The sequence below is a fragment of the Magnetococcus sp. PR-3 genome, assembly GCF_036689865.1.
GTDB lineage: Bacteria > Pseudomonadota > Magnetococcia > Magnetococcales > Magnetococcaceae > Magnetococcus.
The window spans coordinates 18,337-36,981 of the sequence record NZ_JBAHUQ010000012.1 but is presented as its reverse complement, the minus strand read 5'-3'; the positions used below and the strand labels follow the sequence as shown (position 1 = coordinate 36,981).

At 49.2% G+C, this 18,645-nt stretch carries 12 protein-coding genes; 6 read left to right on the top strand and 6 right to left on the bottom strand.

Annotation, left to right across the window (positions count from 1 at the left end; all coding sequences use genetic code 11):
* Positions 1-78: 78 nt before the first annotated feature.
* From V5T57_RS08400 to V5T57_RS08385, 4 genes are read left to right on the top strand one after another with little or no spacing between them, the layout of a single operon-like run.
* Entirely contained in the window at positions 79-1,452 is a 1,374-nt protein-coding gene (locus V5T57_RS08400; RefSeq protein WP_332890746.1) for a tetratricopeptide repeat-containing protein, read from the top strand.
* Positions 1,449-2,795 carry a TRAFs-binding domain-containing protein gene (locus V5T57_RS08395; RefSeq protein WP_332890745.1) on the top strand — a complete coding sequence of 449 codons (1,347 nt, stop codon included), beginning with the start codon at positions 1,449-1,451 and terminating at the stop codon, positions 2,793-2,795. The genes V5T57_RS08400 and V5T57_RS08395 overlap by 4 nt, the downstream gene beginning before the upstream one ends.
* On the top strand, positions 2,788-3,891 hold the full coding sequence (locus tag V5T57_RS08390; RefSeq protein ID WP_332890744.1) for a toll/interleukin-1 receptor domain-containing protein: 1,104 nt from the start codon (positions 2,788-2,790) through the stop codon (positions 3,889-3,891). The genes V5T57_RS08395 and V5T57_RS08390 overlap by 8 nt, the downstream gene beginning before the upstream one ends.
* Positions 3,892-3,937: 46 nt before the next feature.
* Positions 3,938-4,789 carry a metallophosphoesterase family protein gene (locus tag V5T57_RS08385; RefSeq protein ID WP_332890743.1) on the top strand — a complete coding sequence of 284 codons (852 nt, stop codon included), beginning with the start codon at positions 3,938-3,940 and terminating at the stop codon, positions 4,787-4,789.
* A 260-nt stretch (positions 4,790-5,049) separates the two neighbouring features.
* On the opposite strand, the gene V5T57_RS08380 is transcribed toward V5T57_RS08385, so the two are convergent.
* On the bottom strand, positions 5,050-6,150 hold the full coding sequence (locus tag V5T57_RS08380; RefSeq protein ID WP_332890742.1) for an integrase core domain-containing protein: 1,101 nt from the start codon (positions 6,148-6,150) through the stop codon (positions 5,050-5,052).
* 315 nt (positions 6,151-6,465) lie between these two features.
* On the opposite strand from V5T57_RS08380, the gene V5T57_RS20905 reads away from it, so the two are divergent.
* A complete protein-coding gene (locus V5T57_RS20905; RefSeq protein ID WP_442918184.1) occupies positions 6,466-6,627 on the top strand; it encodes an HTH domain-containing protein in 162 nt (53 codons plus the stop codon).
* The gene (locus V5T57_RS08375; protein ID WP_332890741.1) at positions 6,608-7,432 is read left to right on the top strand and encodes a host specificity factor TipJ family phage tail protein; all 825 of its coding nucleotides are present in this window, start codon (positions 6,608-6,610) and stop codon (positions 7,430-7,432) included. Before V5T57_RS20905 ends, V5T57_RS08375 begins: the two co-directional genes overlap by 20 nt.
* A gap of 571 nt (positions 7,433-8,003) precedes the next feature.
* On the opposite strand, the gene V5T57_RS08370 is transcribed toward V5T57_RS08375, so the two are convergent.
* From V5T57_RS08370 to V5T57_RS08350, 5 genes are all read right to left on the bottom strand, one after another.
* Positions 8,004-8,624, bottom strand: coding sequence for a CsgG/HfaB family protein (locus V5T57_RS08370; protein WP_332890740.1), 621 nt, complete (start codon positions 8,622-8,624; stop codon positions 8,004-8,006).
* A gap of 69 nt (positions 8,625-8,693) precedes the next feature.
* Complete coding sequence (locus V5T57_RS08365; RefSeq protein WP_332890739.1) at positions 8,694-10,652, bottom strand: TonB-dependent receptor plug domain-containing protein; 1,959 nt, start codon at positions 10,650-10,652, stop codon at positions 8,694-8,696.
* Between the two features lie 74 nt (positions 10,653-10,726).
* The gene (locus tag V5T57_RS08360; protein ID WP_332890738.1) at positions 10,727-11,992 is read right to left on the bottom strand and encodes an ATP-binding response regulator; all 1,266 of its coding nucleotides are present in this window, start codon (positions 11,990-11,992) and stop codon (positions 10,727-10,729) included.
* Between the two features lie 330 nt (positions 11,993-12,322).
* Complete coding sequence (locus V5T57_RS08355; protein ID WP_332890737.1) at positions 12,323-13,798, bottom strand: sigma-54-dependent transcriptional regulator; 1,476 nt, start codon at positions 13,796-13,798, stop codon at positions 12,323-12,325.
* Between the two features lie 8 nt (positions 13,799-13,806).
* Positions 13,807-18,639, bottom strand: coding sequence for a transporter substrate-binding domain-containing protein (locus V5T57_RS08350; protein ID WP_332890736.1), 4,833 nt, complete (start codon positions 18,637-18,639; stop codon positions 13,807-13,809).
* Between the last annotated feature and the right edge of the window lie 6 nt (positions 18,640-18,645).

Sequence of the window (18,645 nt, the reverse complement as noted above, 5' to 3'; positions counted from 1 at the left end):
TAGGAGCTGGAGCCTTCCTTCGTTTTCTTTTGTGCTAAGCATTCTAGGCATCACCACAATTTCCAAGAGAGTCTAAACGTGAGGAATGATACAAATCCATCTGGATTGACTTGCCTGCGCAGCAATCAGGCCCAGGCAGCCATTGTTTTTATTCACGGCTTCACAGGAGGCAGGTCCCTGACATGGAAGAATTTCCATCCCTTTGTTGCCAACGAACTGCCGGGCTGGGATATGTGGACATTCGGCTACTCTTCCAAGAGGGGGTTGGACATTCCATGGATGTGGGCGGCAGATGCATCCATAGAGAAGTTGGCAGGCCTCCTCCGATCCCAAATCTGTCGGGAGCCTCTCGCCGGATATAATTCATTGGCCCTCGTGAGTCACAGCATGGGCGGCCTCGTGGCACAAAAGGCGATAGTGGATGATCTCAGTCTTGCGTTGAGGGTCAGCCATCTGTTTCTTTTTGGCACACCAAGCAATGGATTGGTCAAAGCCGGGCTCGCCAGATTGTGGAAGCGCCAACTTCGAGATATGGCTGCCAGCGGCTCCTTCATCAATCGGTTGCGCCTTGATTGGGATGCACTGGATCAACATCATAAACCATACCATCTGACGGTCGTTGCTGGCGAACGGGATGAATTCGTGCCAACCGAAACTGCACATGGCCCGTTTCCTCGTGATGTCTGTGTGAATGCTCCAGGTAACCATGTCACCATGCTGAATTGCACATCAACACAGGATCTGGCCATCCGTCATGTGGTAGACGGAATCAATTCTGGAAGTGGGCCAACCAAGCCTGTGGATTCGGTCCATCGTGCCATCTCAATCAATGCGCACAGGCAACTTGTCAACAGATATCTTCCTGACCAGAAAGGGCTTGATGATGAGGCCTTTGTGGACATGATACTGGCACTGGAAGAACTTGGTCAGCAGGGAAACGCCCTTCATCTTCTCAAACAACGGCGTAGTCGGGGAACGGATGTTGTCGGTGTTCTTGCAGGACGCCTCAAACGGAGATGGTTAACCAAACGACAGAAGAGTGATGCTGAGGGTGCCATTAAAAATTATCAAATTGCTTATGATCGCTCAGTGAACAAAGCTGACTATGAGCAAGCTGCATACCATGGGATCAACCTGGCCTTCCTGTCTCTGGTCTTTCAAAATAATAAAGAAAAGGCCTGCACGCTTGCCGAAGAGGTCATGAGCCATTGTGGAGAGGCTCCTGCTGATCACTGGGGAAGGGCGACAATGGGGGAAGCGTGTTTGATTCTTGGAAATGTTGAACAGGCACTCAAATGGTATGCAAGAGCCATTGAACTGAACCCACCAGAGAGAGATGTCGGGTCCATGTCCGAGCAGGCTATGGAATACATAAAGCAAATGCCGGATAGATTGGAACAGCAACGGCTCACGTTACAGTTTTATAATCTGTTTGCTGGGAATAGCTCATGAGTAATAAACCACTCTGTTTTGTTTTGATGCCCTTTGGAAGAAAAGAGAGCGCAGATGGACGCTCAATAGATTTTGATGGGGTCTACCAACAATTGATTAAGCCTGCCATTGAAGACGCTGGCCTTGAGCCATTGAGGGCAGATGAGGAGATCGATGGCGGGTTTATCCACAAAGCTATGTTTGAGCGGCTGATATTCTGTGATTATGCGGTTGCTGATCTGACTACAGCCAATGCCAACGTCTTCTACGAATTAGGCGTTCGGCATGCCATTCGCCCATTCAGCACCGTCCTTATGCACGCGGATGGATTCAGGCTGCCATTTGATGTCTCTCCCTTGCGCTCTTTCCCCTATGGACTATCCAGGAACGGGTGCCCTGATAATTCTGACAAGGATCTTCTAGGGCTGAGGAAGCGTCTGACTGAATGCCGTGAGTGCACAACGGACAGCCCAGTCTATCAGTTAGTACGCGATATTCCACCTCCAGATATCAAACGCTTAAAAACGGATGAATTCCGTGAGCACATGGCATACAGCGCTCGTTTGAAACGAGAATTGGCCCGTGCTCGTGCTCAAGGCGCAGGGGCATTACATGGCATTGAAGAACAACTGGGCCCCATCAAGGATGTCGAGGCTGGTGTGGTTGTTGATCTGTTCCTCTCCTACCGGGCAACTGAGTCCTGGGGAAACATGATTTCGCTGGCAGAGCGAATGTCCAAGCCGCTTTCAGGAATGGTGATGATCCGGGAGCAATTGGGTTTTGCTCTCAATAGGGCCGGGCGCCGAGAGGAAGCTGAAGAGGTTCTAAACGCCGTGATCAAAGCCAATGGTCCCAGCAGTGAGACACTGGGTCTGCTTGGGAGGATCTATAAAGACCGCTGGGAAACAGCCATGGAGGCAGGGCAAGATGCATTGGCAAAAGGTTGGCTTCTCAAAGCGGTTGACGCTTATCTTCAGGGTTTCGAGAGTGATTGGCGGGATGCGTATCCGGGAATTAACGCACTAACCCTCATGGAAATAAGCGACCCTCCCGATCCTCGCCGTCTAGAACTTCAACCCATTGTTGAGTATGCGGTTCGACGACGCCTCTCCGACCGAGATGCTGATTATTGGGATTATGCTACATTATTGGAGATAGCAGTTCTCAAAAAAGATGAAGCTATGGCACGGGAGGCATTGTCCTCAGCCTTAGTGAATGTTCGGGAGTCTTGGGAGCCAAAGACAACGCTGCGTAATCTGAATCTAATCCAGCATGCACGGGGTCAACGAGGTGAGCGTGCTGACTGGTACAACGAGATTGAAGCTGAACTGTTAAATGCTGGAGAAAATTATAGCCATGGATAAGACAGCGAGAAAAAAAATATTTCTATCAGGGCCATTCACAAATTCATGCCTCTTTGTACGAGGTATGATCGAGAAAGTTTTTTCCGACCGTGGGTTTGAAGTGCTGCAAAAGCATGGTGAGGTTCTAGCCCCAAGTAGCGAACTGATAAAACAGTGCGATGCGATGCTCTACATTTATGGTACCTCCAGAGCTGGGATCCGGGATGTCTGGAATCGATCATTAGTGGTCAGAGAGTTAGAATTTGCGGCCATGCATCGAAAGCCCGGTGCAGCTGTGTTCATTGGTCTTGATGACGCTGTAACGGAAGAAGAGGTTTCACGATTACGCACTCATCTGCGTCGGCAATTAGAGAATAAAGTCCTCTCTCTTTCCGGCATGCGTGACGATGAAGGTAACGGCAACTTTATTGCTTTAGCCTCGATTATCTACACTGTCATAGATGCTGCGTACAATCATAATGTTTTACAGGAGCTATATCAGGGAAAGCTATCGGATGAGGTCATTGTTGGGCTCTCAGATAAACAAACAGCTAGACTGACCATAGCCGCTTTGAAAGCTAATTCTGCTGATGCAAACTTACCTGGAATTGACGAAGTTTCACATTGGATAAAACAGATCGAAGCGTTCGTCGGTCAATGGGGTGAGCGTGTCGGGCCTGTGGTCAATGATCAAGTGTTCATCTCCTACTCGAGTCACGATGTTGAGATGGCAGAACGATTAGAAACTGCCTTGAAAAGGTACAGCTATGCTGTTTGGCGCGATGAATCCAAATTAGAAGGTGGAGCCGCTCTTACACAAACTCTGCTCCAGGGGGTAGCCACCTCAGGAGTGATGCTGGTCCTTTGCTCTGAGGCAGCAGCAAATTCAGATTGGGTTGCTAGAGAGATCGAGTTAGGGCTTAGCATCCAGAAGGAATCTGGCTTGCAAAATTTTGTTGTTCCCCTACGTTTGGATGGTGCCGTCGAAGGGGTTGTGTCCGTTTTGAGGGATGTCAAACACCTACCTTTGGAAACCGAATTGTTTGAGGAGCATGTTGAGCATATTTCCAAGCAGATTGCTAAGCCGCGCGTTTGGCACAGGGAGCATGATCAATAAAAACATAAGCTGGTGACCTTGCAATGGAAATACGGCTTGAAACGCAATGAATCGACTACTGTATGCTACAGATTTCCACGGTGCGCAGGATGCTTTGGAAGCTCTATTCCAGCGCGCCAAAGAAGATAAACCAGATTTAATCATCCTGGGGGGAGATTTGGCCCCGATGCCAGGACAGGACATTGATGCAAGTCCTGCAGAGCAACGTGAATTCTATTTGAATTACTTTGCAGAGATATTGCAACGATGGCGCGACAGCAGGGGTTGTCCTGTATGGGCCATTCCTGGTAACGATGACTGGGCTTCAACTTTCGAATCCAGTATTTTGAATTTACAGGATAAAGGATTGATTGGGTCATTGCTACACCAGGATGTATGTCTGGGGAATTGGGTCATTATGGGATTCCCTTGGGTCCCAGTCACCCCTTTTTTTATGAGTGATTATGATCGGATTGATTACACTGGCTGGGAACCCCAGATATATCCAGAATGGACTGCTTTCAGTAATAAAATTAGTGATAGCATAGTTCAAGGTTCGTGGAGCGAATTTCTCAACCGCCCAACAATCGCTGAAGAGCTTGAGGAATTGACTCGACACACTGATAAAAGCAGATTGGTTCTTGTCGCACATACACCGCCTTGGGGGTGTGGTCTGGATCTGATGGGAAATGGTGCTTTTGTTGGCAGCGAGGCTTTAACGCAGTGGATTACTCGTCATCAACCAGCGCTTACCCTGCATGGACACATACATGAAGCACCTTGGGTCAGCGGGACGATGACCGCAAATATTGACCGTACATTATCAATCAATCCTGGTGCTAGTTGCTGGGGTTTGCGTGCAGTTACTCTTGAATCAGATAATAGTGGTCAATGGAAGATTGTCAGGGGTATAGATTGACCGTCTCTCAGTATGCCTATTTGACGAGTAAGGTCTCATGGCTCTTTTGCGTTTGTCCCTGCATTCGATTTATCTACTTCTTGTCATCTTTGACTGATTCAAAGAGAGGGTATTATGAGTTGGAACGCTGTGTTACAGATGAACCATCCCAACGGGGGTGGGGCAACCAATCTCTTGAGGGGTGCCAAAATGTGTACACACTGCTTTTAGCTTACAATACAAACGTATGATACACTTTTGGTGAGCGGTAGGAATGGGCTTTATGCTGCCTCCCGATAGTAGCATTTAATGATCCCACCAAGCCTTTCTTTGCATTTGATAGGGCCATCGCGGGCAGCCTTAAAGTTGATGTCCAGAACGGAATTGTCACGGCCAACTCCACGGTGTGGTCTTTCGTGATTATAATGGTCGACCCAAGAATGCAGAATGTAATTGAGCTGTGGCCGACTGAAGCAGATGAAAAAATTAAGACATTCACGTTTCAGCGTACCAATGAAGGACTCTGCAAAGGCATTAGCCTGTGGGGCCTTATGCGGGATCTGAATGACTCGAATGCCTTCGCTTTTCCACACCTCTAAAAAGGGGCCGGAGAACTTGGTGTCGCCATCTCGAATCAAATAGGCGGGCTTGATGCCCTGTTCATCGCACCATAAGAGAGTATTTCGGGCCTGCTGTGTGACCCAGGTGCTATCTGGTGCGTATGTGGCTGAGCTGGTGAAAACCCGTCGACTGCCCAGATGGATGAAGACCAGCACGTAGGCGGTTTTCTTGCCGAGCAGTGTGTAGATATCCTTGCTGAAAAAATCGCATGCCATCGTGGTTTCAAGATGTGCCTTGATGAACGTGTCCCAGGGCAGGGGAGGCATGGGTTTGCTCTTTTCTGGTGTGGGGTGGATTCCTGCTTCATTTAGGATGCGTTTGACCGAGTTGGCTCCAGCGTAGAGGCCAAGTTTTTTGAGTTCACCAACGATTCGTCGATACCCCCATTGGAGATTCTCCTTGGCCATGCGGATCACGGTGTCTCTCAATTCCTGAGTCAGTCGTGGTCTGCCAACTTGTTTAAAGGGCTTCCCTGACGAGGATTGGTTAAGCCAGCGTCGATAGGTGTTGGGTTTGACGATCATGATCAGGTCATTGATCTGGTGATCAAAGTCAGCCCCCAGTCGCAATAGCTCGGATTTCTCCTTCGGCGAAGCAATGATACGCTGGCTGGGAAGGCGTTCTTGGAGTATCCTGACTTGGGCTTTGAGCAGCCGGATCTGAGCATTATGGCGAGGGCTGAAAAACTGGGAGATGATTCCCCAGAGGAGGAGTGATAGTGCGTTTATTTGCATGGAAACGACCAAATCGGATTTTTTCAAAAAAAGAAGACCATGTAATGATATAGCCAATTCCTATATTTTGGCACCCCGCTCAAAATCGTAGGAAACGGGTTTCCGTTTCGAGCTCTGTTCGTTCCCTTCCAATTTTTTATCTTTTCCCCGCTTTTCAAGCATCGGTTCAGAGCCATTAACCTCTTGAACACCAACAATTCCAGCCTACTTTCCAATCAATGATTATTCCAAGAAGCGACATATGCTGGCGATTCTCGCGTCGAACTTTTTCTCCACTTTGAGCCCGAAATTCTCTGGAGAAGGTTCGTTTCGGGAATCGAACCCTCCATGGGTTGAGTACCTATGGATCGTACCGAACGCTTTTATCGCATTACCGGGCTCCTCTCTGCGGGGAGAGTTGTCTCCATTCATGAATTGGTGGAGGAGATGGAGGTCTCACGTGCCACGGTGAAGCGGGACATCGAGTACCTGCGGGATCGCCTCAGTGCACCCATCAGGGGATAATTTCGATGCGGTATTTGATCAAAAACTTACCGTATGGGAGGCCATCACCCGTATTGCTCGGTGTGGACGTTCAGTGCCCATCCTTCAAGGTGGAACCGTCCGTATCATCCGTGACCAGCCTCAAACCCTACCCGTAGCACTCTTCTCTCCACGCAACATCGTAAAGAATTCCTTAAGCATCCAATACCTCATGCCCAGCGAAGAGACTGCAGATGCGGTCACCGTGGAGTTCTTCAACGCCGAAACCTGGAAACCCGATGAGGTCACTGTCTCTCTGGATGATAGCCAATCTTCTAATCCAGCGAAGGTGGCCCTATTTGGCTGCACAGACCAAGCCCATGCCCAGAGGGAAGGGGGCTACATGTCAGCAGCCAACCGGTACAGGCGGCGTATCATCACCTTCCAAACGGAGATGGAAGGTCTCATTCCAACCTATGGGGATCTCATTGCCATTACCCACGATGTGCCGGAGTGGGGACAATCCGCTGAAGTGGTGTCCGTAGATGAAAACCGACTCACTCTGACAGAGCCTATGGAGTGGGCAGAGGGGGAAGATCATGTGGTTGCCATCAGAAATCAGGATGGTTTTGTCAGCGGCCCATGGTCTGCCCTGCATGGAATGAAGTCCAATCAGGTCATTGTTTCTGATCTGGATTTTTCACTGGCTATTGGGGCTGATGTTGAGCGTACACACATCGCTTTTGGCACCACAACTCAGTGGAGTCTGTTGGCCAGAGTGCTTTCTATACGTCCACGGGGTGAGCGAGTAGAGATCATGGCTGTTGGTGAGCATGATACCGTTTAACTGAATGGGTGACCACACACCGGGGCTCAGCTCGTACCTGTTGGGGAGCTCTGCACCCGGTCAGTTTTCTCTATTGTCAAAGAGCTCAATTTTCCGTCCAAGAAGCACAATACAGTGGGAAGAAAAATACTGTGATTTCAAGATGAATGAAATTTTTGGGAACTACAGAGAATTATTTTAAACTCAATGGCCCACCGTAATCCTTATCCTCACATTGATCATGATCTGAGCGTTGCCAAAAAAGGCACCATTTTCCCCCTACCTGTTTGTCGGGCTTTCATCTTCTACACGCCTTTTAACAAAGGGTTACTTGTTAAGAGAGATGTTTCTCGTTCAAAGCAGAGCTTAGCTTTCAGGTCAAAAGCGGTACTGTCTAACATAATCGAACACTTGTTTAGTATATTCCAATAAATATGCCATAAAAGATAGTCGTGCTTTCATGGTAAATTCTTGAAATATAGTAATATATGCGTTCTTGTTTTCCTGCAAATGTGCGATATCTTAATAGATTTTTATGGGAGATTTGCTGGTAAGAGAGTCTAAGGTTATGAAATATCTAGAAAGTGTTGATTTATTGTTTTGTCTCAACCTGTGCGGATGTGTCGCTTAGGGCTACTGTTGCGTGGTACCAGCGGTCAACCTGTTCCACGATGTGAATGACGGCTTTTTGGGTAAGATGGCTTAAGCTTTGTCGTTGCAGCCAACTACTTCCTGTCAACGATTGACTGCCCCGCCATAGGGTGACGCCATCTTCAATCCTTAGCAGTTGTACATTAAAGCCAACGGCGGGCTCTTCACGCAGACCATGCTGATAGGAGAGTTCCGCAACACTCCCTAAAATAACGGCATCCACCCCAAGCATCAGTCCAACCTTTCGGGCCAGGGTGACATCAGAAAGGCGATCGACATCCACCTTGTTTTGGGTTAATAGACGACGTAGTTCGGTCTCCTCCATCTGCTGGAACAGTTGTCGATGGTAGAGTTCGGTTGCCAGAAATTGAGAGACAATCAGGCCTCCGTTTGGGTTGTTGCTCAGATTTTCAAAAGGGAGTACAGCCACCAAAAGCTTATTGTTGATCTGTTGGTGCTTAACGTAAGCGCGACCGGTCCCCGTCCCACAGCCACTCATAAACAGCATGCCTAAAAGTGCCAAGAGTATCGTTGCTATTTTCATGTTCTGTTTTTTGCCCATGTGATTTCTTTGCAGGAAAAATAACAGCCTGCAAAGGCTTTTCCCTGTCATTGATTACCGGTAAGAAGCTTAAAACATCCATTTCACCTGTGCATAGATGGAGCGCTCAACTTCATGGGCAGTCATGCCGGTAAATTCGTCAATTGCCTCGACATGTCGGGGGTCGAGTAGATTTTTCCCTGTAAGAGACAATTCAAGATGTTGTCGTGGCTGCCAAGCCAGACGAATATCAACGGTACTATGTTGGGTGGTTAGAGTGCTTAAAGGTATTTCGTCCACATAGCGAAACCATGTGTCCAAGGTCAAATCATGTGGCAGGTTCATTTGCGAGCGAAGTGTAAACTGTTTCTGGGGTGTTTGCTCTTCACGGAGTGAGTTGCGTTCTATTTCTGAGCTGTGATGATTGAGGTCAAAAAGAACATAGGAGGCTCCTGCAATCAGTTTCCACCACGCCTGGGCCTGCCACTCCATAGAGAATTCCATCCCGTAAGAGTTGCCATCGGTCACATTACCCAATGCATAGGACCTTTGAAGATATCCCGGCGCGACAATGGTATCGGTATAATCTCCAAGCCCTATTAAACCGTTATAGACATTGTAAAAGAGATTGGCTTCCAAAAAGGCCTCTTCATGAACTTTGCCACGGTACCCTAACTCCATGGCATAGACCTCTTCAGGATTCATTTTACCCTTTCTACTGTAGTTAAGAACCGTACCAGATGCCGCAAAATCTCCATAGACATTGCTATCATATTCCAAACGTGAGGGCGTATGCAGTGCGCGTGAGACAGAGGCCCATAGAGAATGTTCCGGTGCCATACGCCAGAGTAGTCGGGCGTTGGGCTGAACCTCCAACTGGGTGAAACTGTTGTATTCAAGTTTACTACCCAGGGTCAGGAACCAATCTTTATGAAACTGAATTTCATCTTGGACAAAGAGGCTTATGGTTGCCATATTGCGCTTTTCAGGCGTAAAGATCATATAGTTTGTGTTTTCCATCTCATGCTGAATCCAACGTGTACTCCCTCCCCAAATAATTTGATGGTGCTGCCCCCAGCGGAAAAGATGGTGGAGTTCAAAGTCAAATACGTCTGAGGTTTCTTTCAGGGCTACTTGGCTGTTTCTATGGTAGCGATCATAATAGGCCTGGATGGTTAAGCTCTCATGTTCATCGATGGCTCTGACCCAACGCGCTAAAAGATGGGCCCCTGTTACCTTCTCTTCATCTTTTGGATAAGTTTGCGAGATTAAATCATTGAGTGCCCCTGTGGCCAAATAGCTTGTATGGTTGGTGCTGCGGCTGATCTCCCCTTCGGCCATCAGTTGGTCACGAGGGTTTAGCTGGCCATCCAGACGAAAGCCCATGCGACCGCTCTGCATGTGGTCATAGGCATCGTCTTGCGTGTCGGTGTCATGGCTGCTATCAAGCTCAAACCCTTTGGCATAGAGTCGGTAGTCAAAGGCATCGTTTAAGGCTCCGCCGTAGCGGAAGGCGCCATTCTTTGGACGTTCGCTGCCCATGCCAACTTTGGCCAGTCCCCCTTTGGTATGCGCCGCAGATTTGGTGATGATGTTGATCACCCCATTCATGGCATTGGAACCCCAAATGGTTGAGCCAGGACCGCGAATAATCTCAATGCGTTCAATATCCTCTGCAATAAGGTCTTGAGCATCCCAATAGACACCGGCAAAGCTGTTGTTATAGATGCTACGGCCATTGATCAATACCAGCAGCTGACGGGAAAAACGTCCCGCAAAACCACGGGATGAGACCGCCCACTTGTTGGCATCAATTTGGCCAACGTGAAGCCCAGGAACCATACGCAGCATCTCGGGAATGCTGGTGGCACCCGATCGTAAAATATCTTCTGACGAGATAACGTGAACAGCTGATGGCACATCCATTAACCGCTGAGTTTTCAAAGAAGCGGAGGTGACCTCTACCTCCAGCATCTCTTCTAAGGAGAGATCCAGCATCTCTTCTAGTTCAGCATCTTCCTGAGGGGCTTTGGTCAGATCAGCTGACACGGGATGTATGCTACATGTCATGAAGAAGAACAGCATGATCAAAAAAGGATTTTTTCTTTTGACGTTCATCGCATTCATCCTGCGGTGGTAGTGTAGGGCTTTGGTTGGGCTGGAAAGGCAAGCAGATCAAGTTCGGCCAAAAAGGGATCACGCTGTTTGAGACTCTCCATGGGCATGTGAGCGCAGGTATCCTCTGGGATAATCTCTTCCTCTGGCTCGGTTTCGGATGCGTCGGCAAAGGCTGGGGTGGGGAAGTTCATGGTGATACAGGTAAAGTCCCCTTTATGGGGTTCCAATGAGATCGAGCCCCCCATGGTCTGCATGGAGAGCCAAGCGGAGTAGGTTCCCAGACCTGTTCCCTTCATTTTTCCCGCGGTGGCATATTTTTGGAAAAAACGTGCCCGCATATCTTCGGGTACGGCACCATGGTTATGCAGCTTGATCTGAGTGAATCCGTCCAGTTCTTGAATGGATAGGGTGACGTTATAACCATGGGGTGTGGCTTCCAGCGCATTGCGCACCAAGTTGGAAAAGAGGGTGTGCAGCAACAACTCATCGGCCCACACGCGATAGGAAGCATTGCCACCATGAGAGGGGGCCTGCAGTTGGCTGGAGATGGAGGCTCGTTTGTGCTCCATGAGATATTTCTGTTCGGTATTGACCTGTGCCAAGACCGTCTGAATATCCAGCCATGCCATTTTTGGGGTGTAACTACCCTGTTCCATTTTGGCGATGTCCAAGGAGCGGTTGACCATTTCTAAGATCCGATAACCGGAAACCTCCATAAGGGTGAGCATCTTTTCCTGGCTTGGTGTCATTTTCCCCATATCCCGAATCTCTTCAGGGGCATGTATGATAATACCCAGTGAGTTTTTCAGATCATGGCGCCAGACATTTTCCAGGGCATCCCGTGCGCTGATAGCCTCTTCCAAGGCGTGGGATTTTGCCTCCAGATCCTGCCGGGTTTTTACCAGGGCTAGATGGTTTTCAATACGTGCACGCACGATAGAGGGCCTGAAGGGCTTGCTTATGTAGTCGATAGCCCCCAAAGAGAGTCCTTGCAACTCATCTTCCTGATCCCGCTTAACGGTGATAAAGATGACAGGGATCTGTTGAAAACGTTCATCTGCCTTGATGAGTCTGCATAGCTCATAACCATCCATACCCTGCATCAATACATCCAGTATGATCAGGTCGGGCAGGGGGCTCTCATCAAGAATTTCCCAAGCGCGGTTGCCACTTTTGGCCACCTGAACCGTGTAGTCTGGGACCAGAATGGCCGAGAGTGCTTCCAGATTCATGGGGGAGTCATCAACGATTAAGATGCGTTGCTTTTCCATGGTGTGGCTCACTTTTCTGTCCCATCGACATGGCACCCACAACAGGGTGCGACATTTTAAGAAAAAATCTTACATGCACTGGTTATAGACCAATAAGCATGCCATAGGGTTTATAGGGGGCGTCATTGTTGTAAGTGTAAGTAAAGTAAAGAATAGACGGTGTCGTAAAGAATCAATATGGAGCGACAAAATGAGCAAAATGGATAAGCGTAATGCAGGAAATAGGTGAATCTCTATGTATTAATAGAGATTTTTTTGCTATGCAGAAAACAGGGTGCTGTCAAAAAATGTCGCACACAATGTAAGATATTGTTTGTAAAGTGAGTATCCTTATTCTGAGGGCTTTAAATCAGGGGAGGCATTCAAATCTGTTAATCGGCGGTTCAAACGGCGGTTGAGAGCTTGTCGGGAGAGCCCCAACAAGGAGGCTGCCAGCTTCTGGTTGCCGTTTGCTTTGGCCAGGGCCAAGGTCACAAGTTTGCGCTCCATCTGATCCAAGGTGGGGAAACCATCCATCTGATCCAGGCAGCTCTCTATATCTTTAGGGGCACTGTTTGGCGTCTCAAGCGTCAGGTTCATAGGGGCCGCATCCTGAGTGCCGGGCAGTTCCAACTCTTGATTAGATTGGTGTTGAACCATGGCATCAAAAATAATACCGCGCAGTTCACGTACATTGCCTGGGTAGGTTTTACAATCCAGTTCCAGCATCATACGTTTGGAGGCGTTGGGGGGCTCCTTACCCAGAATCTGGGCAGACTCTTGAATAAAATACTCCACCAAATAGGGGAGATCATCGAGTCGATCTTTTAGCGCGGGCAGGGCGATGCGGTGGCTGTTGAGGCGAAAATAGAGATCTTGCCGAAAGCTGCCCTCTTTCACTTTCTCTTCCAGGTTTTGATGGGTGGCACAGATAAAAAATACATCCATGGGTTTGGACTCATCCATGCCCAAGGGGTAGTAACGCCGCTCCTGGATGACTCTTAACAGTTTGATCTGTGAGGTGTTGGAGAGATCGCCAATTTCATCCAGAAACAGGGTTCCCCCTTCGGCCTGGGCGATAAAGCCATCCCGATTACTGTCGGCCCCGGTAAAGGCACCCCGTCGATGCCCAAATAGGGTGTCGGAAAAGGTGAAATCATCCAGTCCCGCCACATTGACCGATACCTGTTTGCCGGTTCGGCCATTGAGCTGGTGAAGGGCGTCGGCAATCAACTCTTTACCGGTCCCAGTCTCCCCCTGAATCAGAATCGGTTCATTGGTTTTTGCCAGGGCTTCCATATAACGGAATAGGGCAAACATGGCTGGGTGTTGGGTGATGATGGCGGCAAAGGCGTCGGGCTGTTGTAGAGTATCTTTTAGTAGCCCTTGGGTAAGGTGTTTAACCTCATTGCGCAGGGAGAGCAGTTCCTGGGCCTGTTGCAGGCTACGCTGTACCGAAAGATGGGTATGGATGCGCGCCTTGATCACTGTTGGGCTGAAGGGCTTAGTAATGTAGTCCACCGCCCCCACCTCAAAGCCCTTGGTCTCATCGGTTTCCAAACCTTTTACGGTGATGAATATAACAGGGATGTGAGCGGTTGATTCTTGGCCCTTCAGGGCTTGGCAGGTGGCGTAGCCATCCATATCTGGTAACTCAATATCCAGGAGGATTAGATTGGGTTGATTCTCCTGACGGCAGAGTTGCACCGCCTGTTCACCAGTTTTTGCCACGCTAAGCTCATAGGTGTTGTGCAACAGCTCCTGCAACAGTTGAACGTTGAAGGGGTCGTCATCCACAATTAATATTTTCTCTTTTACGTTTTCCATGTCTCTGCTCAATTTGAAGAGGTTGACGGCTGTTGCATGATGGTTTCCAGGGTGAGGCTGGCATCCTGAAAATCAAAGCTGTGTAGCTGGGTTTGCAATGTCTTAATCAGGGTTGGATCCACATCTTTTTCCAGTTGCGGCTTGTGGTGCTGGAAATAGCTGTTCACACTTAGATCGGCCTCTTTCAAGTAGTTCTGCATAGCAGTGAGGATATCGTTTAGGGCCGGTTCATCGCCCCCACCGACCTGTTGATCCAGCTGGGTGAGCTGTTGTGCAATCTCTTCATACCAGGGGGAGAGTTCTTGGCTTAGGAGCTTGATCTGTTGTGCTAAAGATTGAAACAGTGGCCCCAAGGTCTCCTGGGGCTGGTCTTCCAAAATCTTTATCTCTAAGGTACCCGCCAGCGCAGCAATCTCTAAGGCACCAATGGAGCTGGCCGCCCCTTTCAGGGTGTGCACATAGCGTTTTTGCTCTGCAACGGTTTTAGATACCTTATCGACCATGGGACTCTGCAGATGTTCTCCAACAAAGCGATGCAGCAATTTGGCATAGAGTTCTCGATTTCCTTCCATCTGGGCCAGGCCATACGATGAATCCAAACCTTCGACCACTTCTGGTAGGGCATATACCGCAGCGCTTTCCTTATTATGTTGGCTGGCCTTGATGATGTGGGGAAGGTGATTCTGTATATAGGGGCGTAGTTTTTCCCGTGTCAGAGGCTTCTGTATATAGCCGAACATGCCCGCTTGCAGACAGGGGGGCTCACCGTGTGCTTGATCACGGCTGCTCACTGCCAAGATCTGTGCATTCTCATCCCGCTTTAAGATCTGTTGGCTCACCTCGATGCCATCCCCATCCGGTAGATCCAAATCCATAAGAATCAAGTCAAAAGGCTGTTTTTCTGTCCACTCACGTGCTGCTTGGGCTGTTGTAACCATGATGGGCTTCATGGAGAGCTGTTGTAGAAGATCCAGGGCCAGCTGTTGACTGATCCAGCTATCCTCCACCATCAGAATACTCATCGGTCCTTCCATCACCTGCTCAATCTCAGCGGTTTCGTAGAGATAGGTGACATTCAGGGTGTTGCGTAGCATGTCGTAGATCTGGTGGGCACGATAGGGCTTGATGAGAAAGTGGTCGCAGCCCGCCTCCAGAATCGCTGTGCGCTCCTCTTTAAACGCACTGGCGGTGAGACAGACGATAATAGGATCATGAGGCAACTCCATGGCACGAATGGCACGGGTTGCCTGCAGACCGTTCATCACCGGCATATGCCAATCCATCCAGATAAAGTGGGGCTGCCACTGAGTGACCATCTCTACCGCGGCAGCACCGTTGGAGACAACGCGTACCGTAAAGCCGATGCTTTCCAAGTGATGCAGCAAGAGCTTCTGGTTCAAACGATCATCTTCAGCAATGAGGATCCGTTGGTCACGATCTGCTTGGGTGATCCCCACAATGGTTCGGTGGGGCTTCTGGGATAATGAGAGAGGCTCAAGGGCGGTGGCCATCTGTAATGAAATGGAGAAGTGACTGCCTTGGCCCGGACTGCTTTCTGCTGTGATCTGGCCATCCAGAAGATTCATGATTTGACGACTGATGGCCAGCCCCAAGCCGGTTCCCTTGGTGCGGGTGGTATCTCCGACTCTCTGATAAGGCTCGAAGATTGTTGAGGCTTCATCTTGCTCCATACCAATACCACTATCATGGATATCAAATTGAAATCCATGGATATGATCACTCTGCGTGGGGTGAGTCTGAACGTTTAAGCGAACCGTGCCATGGTCGGTATATTTCACGGCATTGGCCAGAACATTGATCAAGACTTGGCGCAATTTTGGCGCATCGGTATGCAGATAGCGGGGTAGATTCACATCATACTGCTCCTCAAAGTTCAGCTCCTTGAGGGTGCATTGGCCACGTATCAGTGCGGTGATGTCCTCCATAAATAGCACAAAGTCAAAATCCACCTCCTCTTTGACCAGGCGTCCATGCTCAACCTTGGCCATCTCCAGAACCCCATTGATTAGGTTGAGCAGATGTTGGCTGCTGCGGTAGATGATCTGAACCGGCTCGGCGGTGGTGGCTGGGGCCTGCGGCATGCGTTGCAGGATTTCCGAAAACCCTAAAATGGCATTCAAGGGGGTACGTAGTTCATGGCTCATATTGGCAATGAAATCGGTCTTGGCCTGATTGGCCTCTTCAGCTATCTGTTTGGCGCGTTGCATCGCCTCAGTAGATGCCTGGAGACGATGGTTTAGAGAGGTCAGCCGCCTGTTCCAGTATATAATGACCATTAATACTAGCAGTGCGATACAAACGATCAAAAGAATCAGCTGATAATCCACCCGTTTTTCTACCACCAGACTAAGCCAACGGTTTTTCATGGTGTGCAGCGTGGCATCATCCAGGGAGGCCAAACCTTTGCTTAATATGCTGTGCAGCATGGGGTTGGTTTTAGGGGTTCCCAATGAGATTTGATACTCATAAGGGGTTGGTCCGGAGACCACCAGATCGTCCATCTGTTCACGGGTCATCACCGCCCGGGCCGCACCCAGGCTGCCTACAAAGGCCTTGACCTCACCGCGGCGTACCATATTCAGGGCTTGGGTGAGGTTTTTCGCCTCCATGCGCTGGATCTTGGTATGGTGGGCGGATAAAAAGTCGTCCGATGCATAGTCATCCACCACCGAAACCTTTTGTCCATTAAGGGGCTCCAGCCCATGGATGAAAGGGGTATCCCGCCGGGTTACAATCACAATAGGTAGTGAGAGATAGACCGGGGTGAAATCCAACCATGCTTGGCGCTGGGGCGTTGGCGCGATGGCGGAAAACATATCCAAGGTCCCTTGTCGGACCTTTTGAACGCTCTGGGCCCAGTTGTTTTGCTGGATACTCTGAAATTTGATCCCTAGCTTGGCCCCTATGGCGTCCAGAAGATCACGAGAGAGCCCCACATGCTGCCCCTTGTCATCTAGGGTTTCAACCGGGGGCCAATCGGAATCAAACGCCACCCGCACGATGGGATTCTTTTCAATCCACTGCTGCTCCTCATCGCTTAATAAGGTGCGGGCACTTTTGGAGGGGGGAAGCAGCTGAAACCAATGACGATAGGTGGCGTTATATTTTTCAACAGGAACCTTGGCGATGGCTTTGTCGAGAATGGTGACCAGTTCTGGCCAATCCTTGCGCACGGAAATAACAGAAGGAGAGCGGCTGGAATGGGGTAGAAAACCAACCCGAACCAGTGACGCGCTATCTTTTAACACATGGAAGAAGGCCTGAATGGAGCCGTAGATGACATCCACTTTGTTTTCCAACAACATGTTGGTGACGGTGGTGGCATCCTTGGCGTAGATCACATTTAGATCCCCCACCGCGTCAAGATGCTTTTTGGTGGCAAGAATATTCTCGATGGCACCAATACGTAGCGCTTTGAGATCGGATATTTTTTGTAGTTTTAGAGGGCTATCGGCTCTGACCACAGCGCCTTGTAAAACCTGAAAGTAGGGTTGGGTAAACTGAAAAAATGCTCTGCGCTCCTCTCGCGGGGCAGAGTTCATGACACCATCCAGTTCACGGTTTTTCGCTCTCTTTAAGATCTCTTGCCACGGGCCAGCAACCAGTTCCACCTGTAAGCCTGTGGAGCGAAGTGTCTCATTGAGCAGTTGAATATAGCCGCTATCAAAACCGTGCAGACGTTGTTGACCATCCATAAAAGAGTAGGGGGTCCAGTTATGGGCGACACCCATACGGATGCTCTGCCTGTTTTTGTTGATCCACGCTTGCTCTTTTTGGCTTAAATTCAGTCTGTTAAGCCGTTCTTTTTTGTTAAAAATAAAAGAATCCAACTGATTGAGATCCAAGTCGGGATCATGGGCCTTCAGTAGCTTCGCTGCATGCTGAATGCGTTCGTTTAGAATGACCCCCAGGGGAAAGGCATTGGGCAGCATGAGCTGTTTGGTTTGCTGGGCCTCATAACGTAGGGCTTCGCGGCTTTTGCGTTGTGAATAGAGCTGCAAGATTAAGTTGATTATCTCTTCTGGATTGTTCAGGGCATAGTTCCACCCCTCGATACTGGCCTGCTGAAATGCTTTGATCTGTTCAGGGTGCTGTGTTGCAAAAGCTTCGGAAGTGAATAGATAGAGGTCACCAAGGCCCTGTGAATGATTGTCCAACCTTAAAATATTAAAAGGAATCTTCTGCTTTTTAAGATAATAGGGCTCGTTGGAAATAAAGGCCGACATGGCCTGCACGTTACCATCCACAAAGGGCTTGGTATCAAAGGTATGGGGATGGATGGAAAGATTCTCCCCAGGAACCAAACCAGCCTGGGCAAGGGCACGACGAATCATGGGGGTCTTAAGATCCTTGTCCAGGATCATCAGGCGCTTACCTTTAAGTTGCGCCAGACTTTGAATATCGGGTTGGGTCAGAAGAACCAGGGGCTGGCGTTTAAAATAGTTCGCCATCACGGTAAGGGGCTTGCCTTGCAAGCGGGCACGGATCACTTCGCTGTTGCCCAGCACCAGGTCGGCTTGCCCGCTCAAGGCGGTCTGAATCAGGTCGATATTGGGATCAAAATCTTTAAGGGTGACCGCCAAGCCATGCTTGGCATAAAAGCCCTTGGCGATGGCGGCGTAGAAGCCTGCAAATTCAAATTGATGTTTCCAGTTCAATTGCAATGAGATCTGAGTGGCTGAAGATTCTGTTTTTGTCTGGGCATAGAGCGGGGCACAGCTGGGTGTTGACCAGAAAATCAATAGAACCACAACAGCAGCCAACCGGAACAAGCGCCCCCAAATCGAGGGTGTTTGCAAGGCTTTAATATGGGTGGCCATAGGATC

Bases quoted from the DNA above. Each gene is read 5' to 3' on its own strand.
- V5T57_RS08350 (WP_332890736.1), bottom strand. From the start codon at position 18,639: ATGGCCACCCATATTAAAGCCTTGCAAACACCCTCGATTTGGGGGCGC.
- V5T57_RS08370 (WP_332890740.1), bottom strand. From the start codon at position 8,624: ATGGGCAAAAAACAGAACATGAAAATAGCAACGATACTCTTGGCACTT.
- V5T57_RS08355 (WP_332890737.1), bottom strand. From the start codon at position 13,798: ATGGAAAACGTAAAAGAGAAAATATTAATTGTGGATGACGACCCCTTC.
- V5T57_RS08360 (WP_332890738.1), bottom strand. From the start codon at position 11,992: ATGGAAAAGCAACGCATCTTAATCGTTGATGACTCCCCCATGAATCTG.
- V5T57_RS08390 (WP_332890744.1), top strand. From the start codon at position 2,788: ATGGATAAGACAGCGAGAAAAAAAATATTTCTATCAGGGCCATTCACA.
- V5T57_RS20905 (WP_442918184.1), top strand. From the start codon at position 6,466: ATGGATCGTACCGAACGCTTTTATCGCATTACCGGGCTCCTCTCTGCG.
- V5T57_RS08395 (WP_332890745.1), top strand. From the start codon at position 1,449: ATGAGTAATAAACCACTCTGTTTTGTTTTGATGCCCTTTGGAAGAAAA.
- V5T57_RS08385 (WP_332890743.1), top strand. From the start codon at position 3,938: ATGAATCGACTACTGTATGCTACAGATTTCCACGGTGCGCAGGATGCT.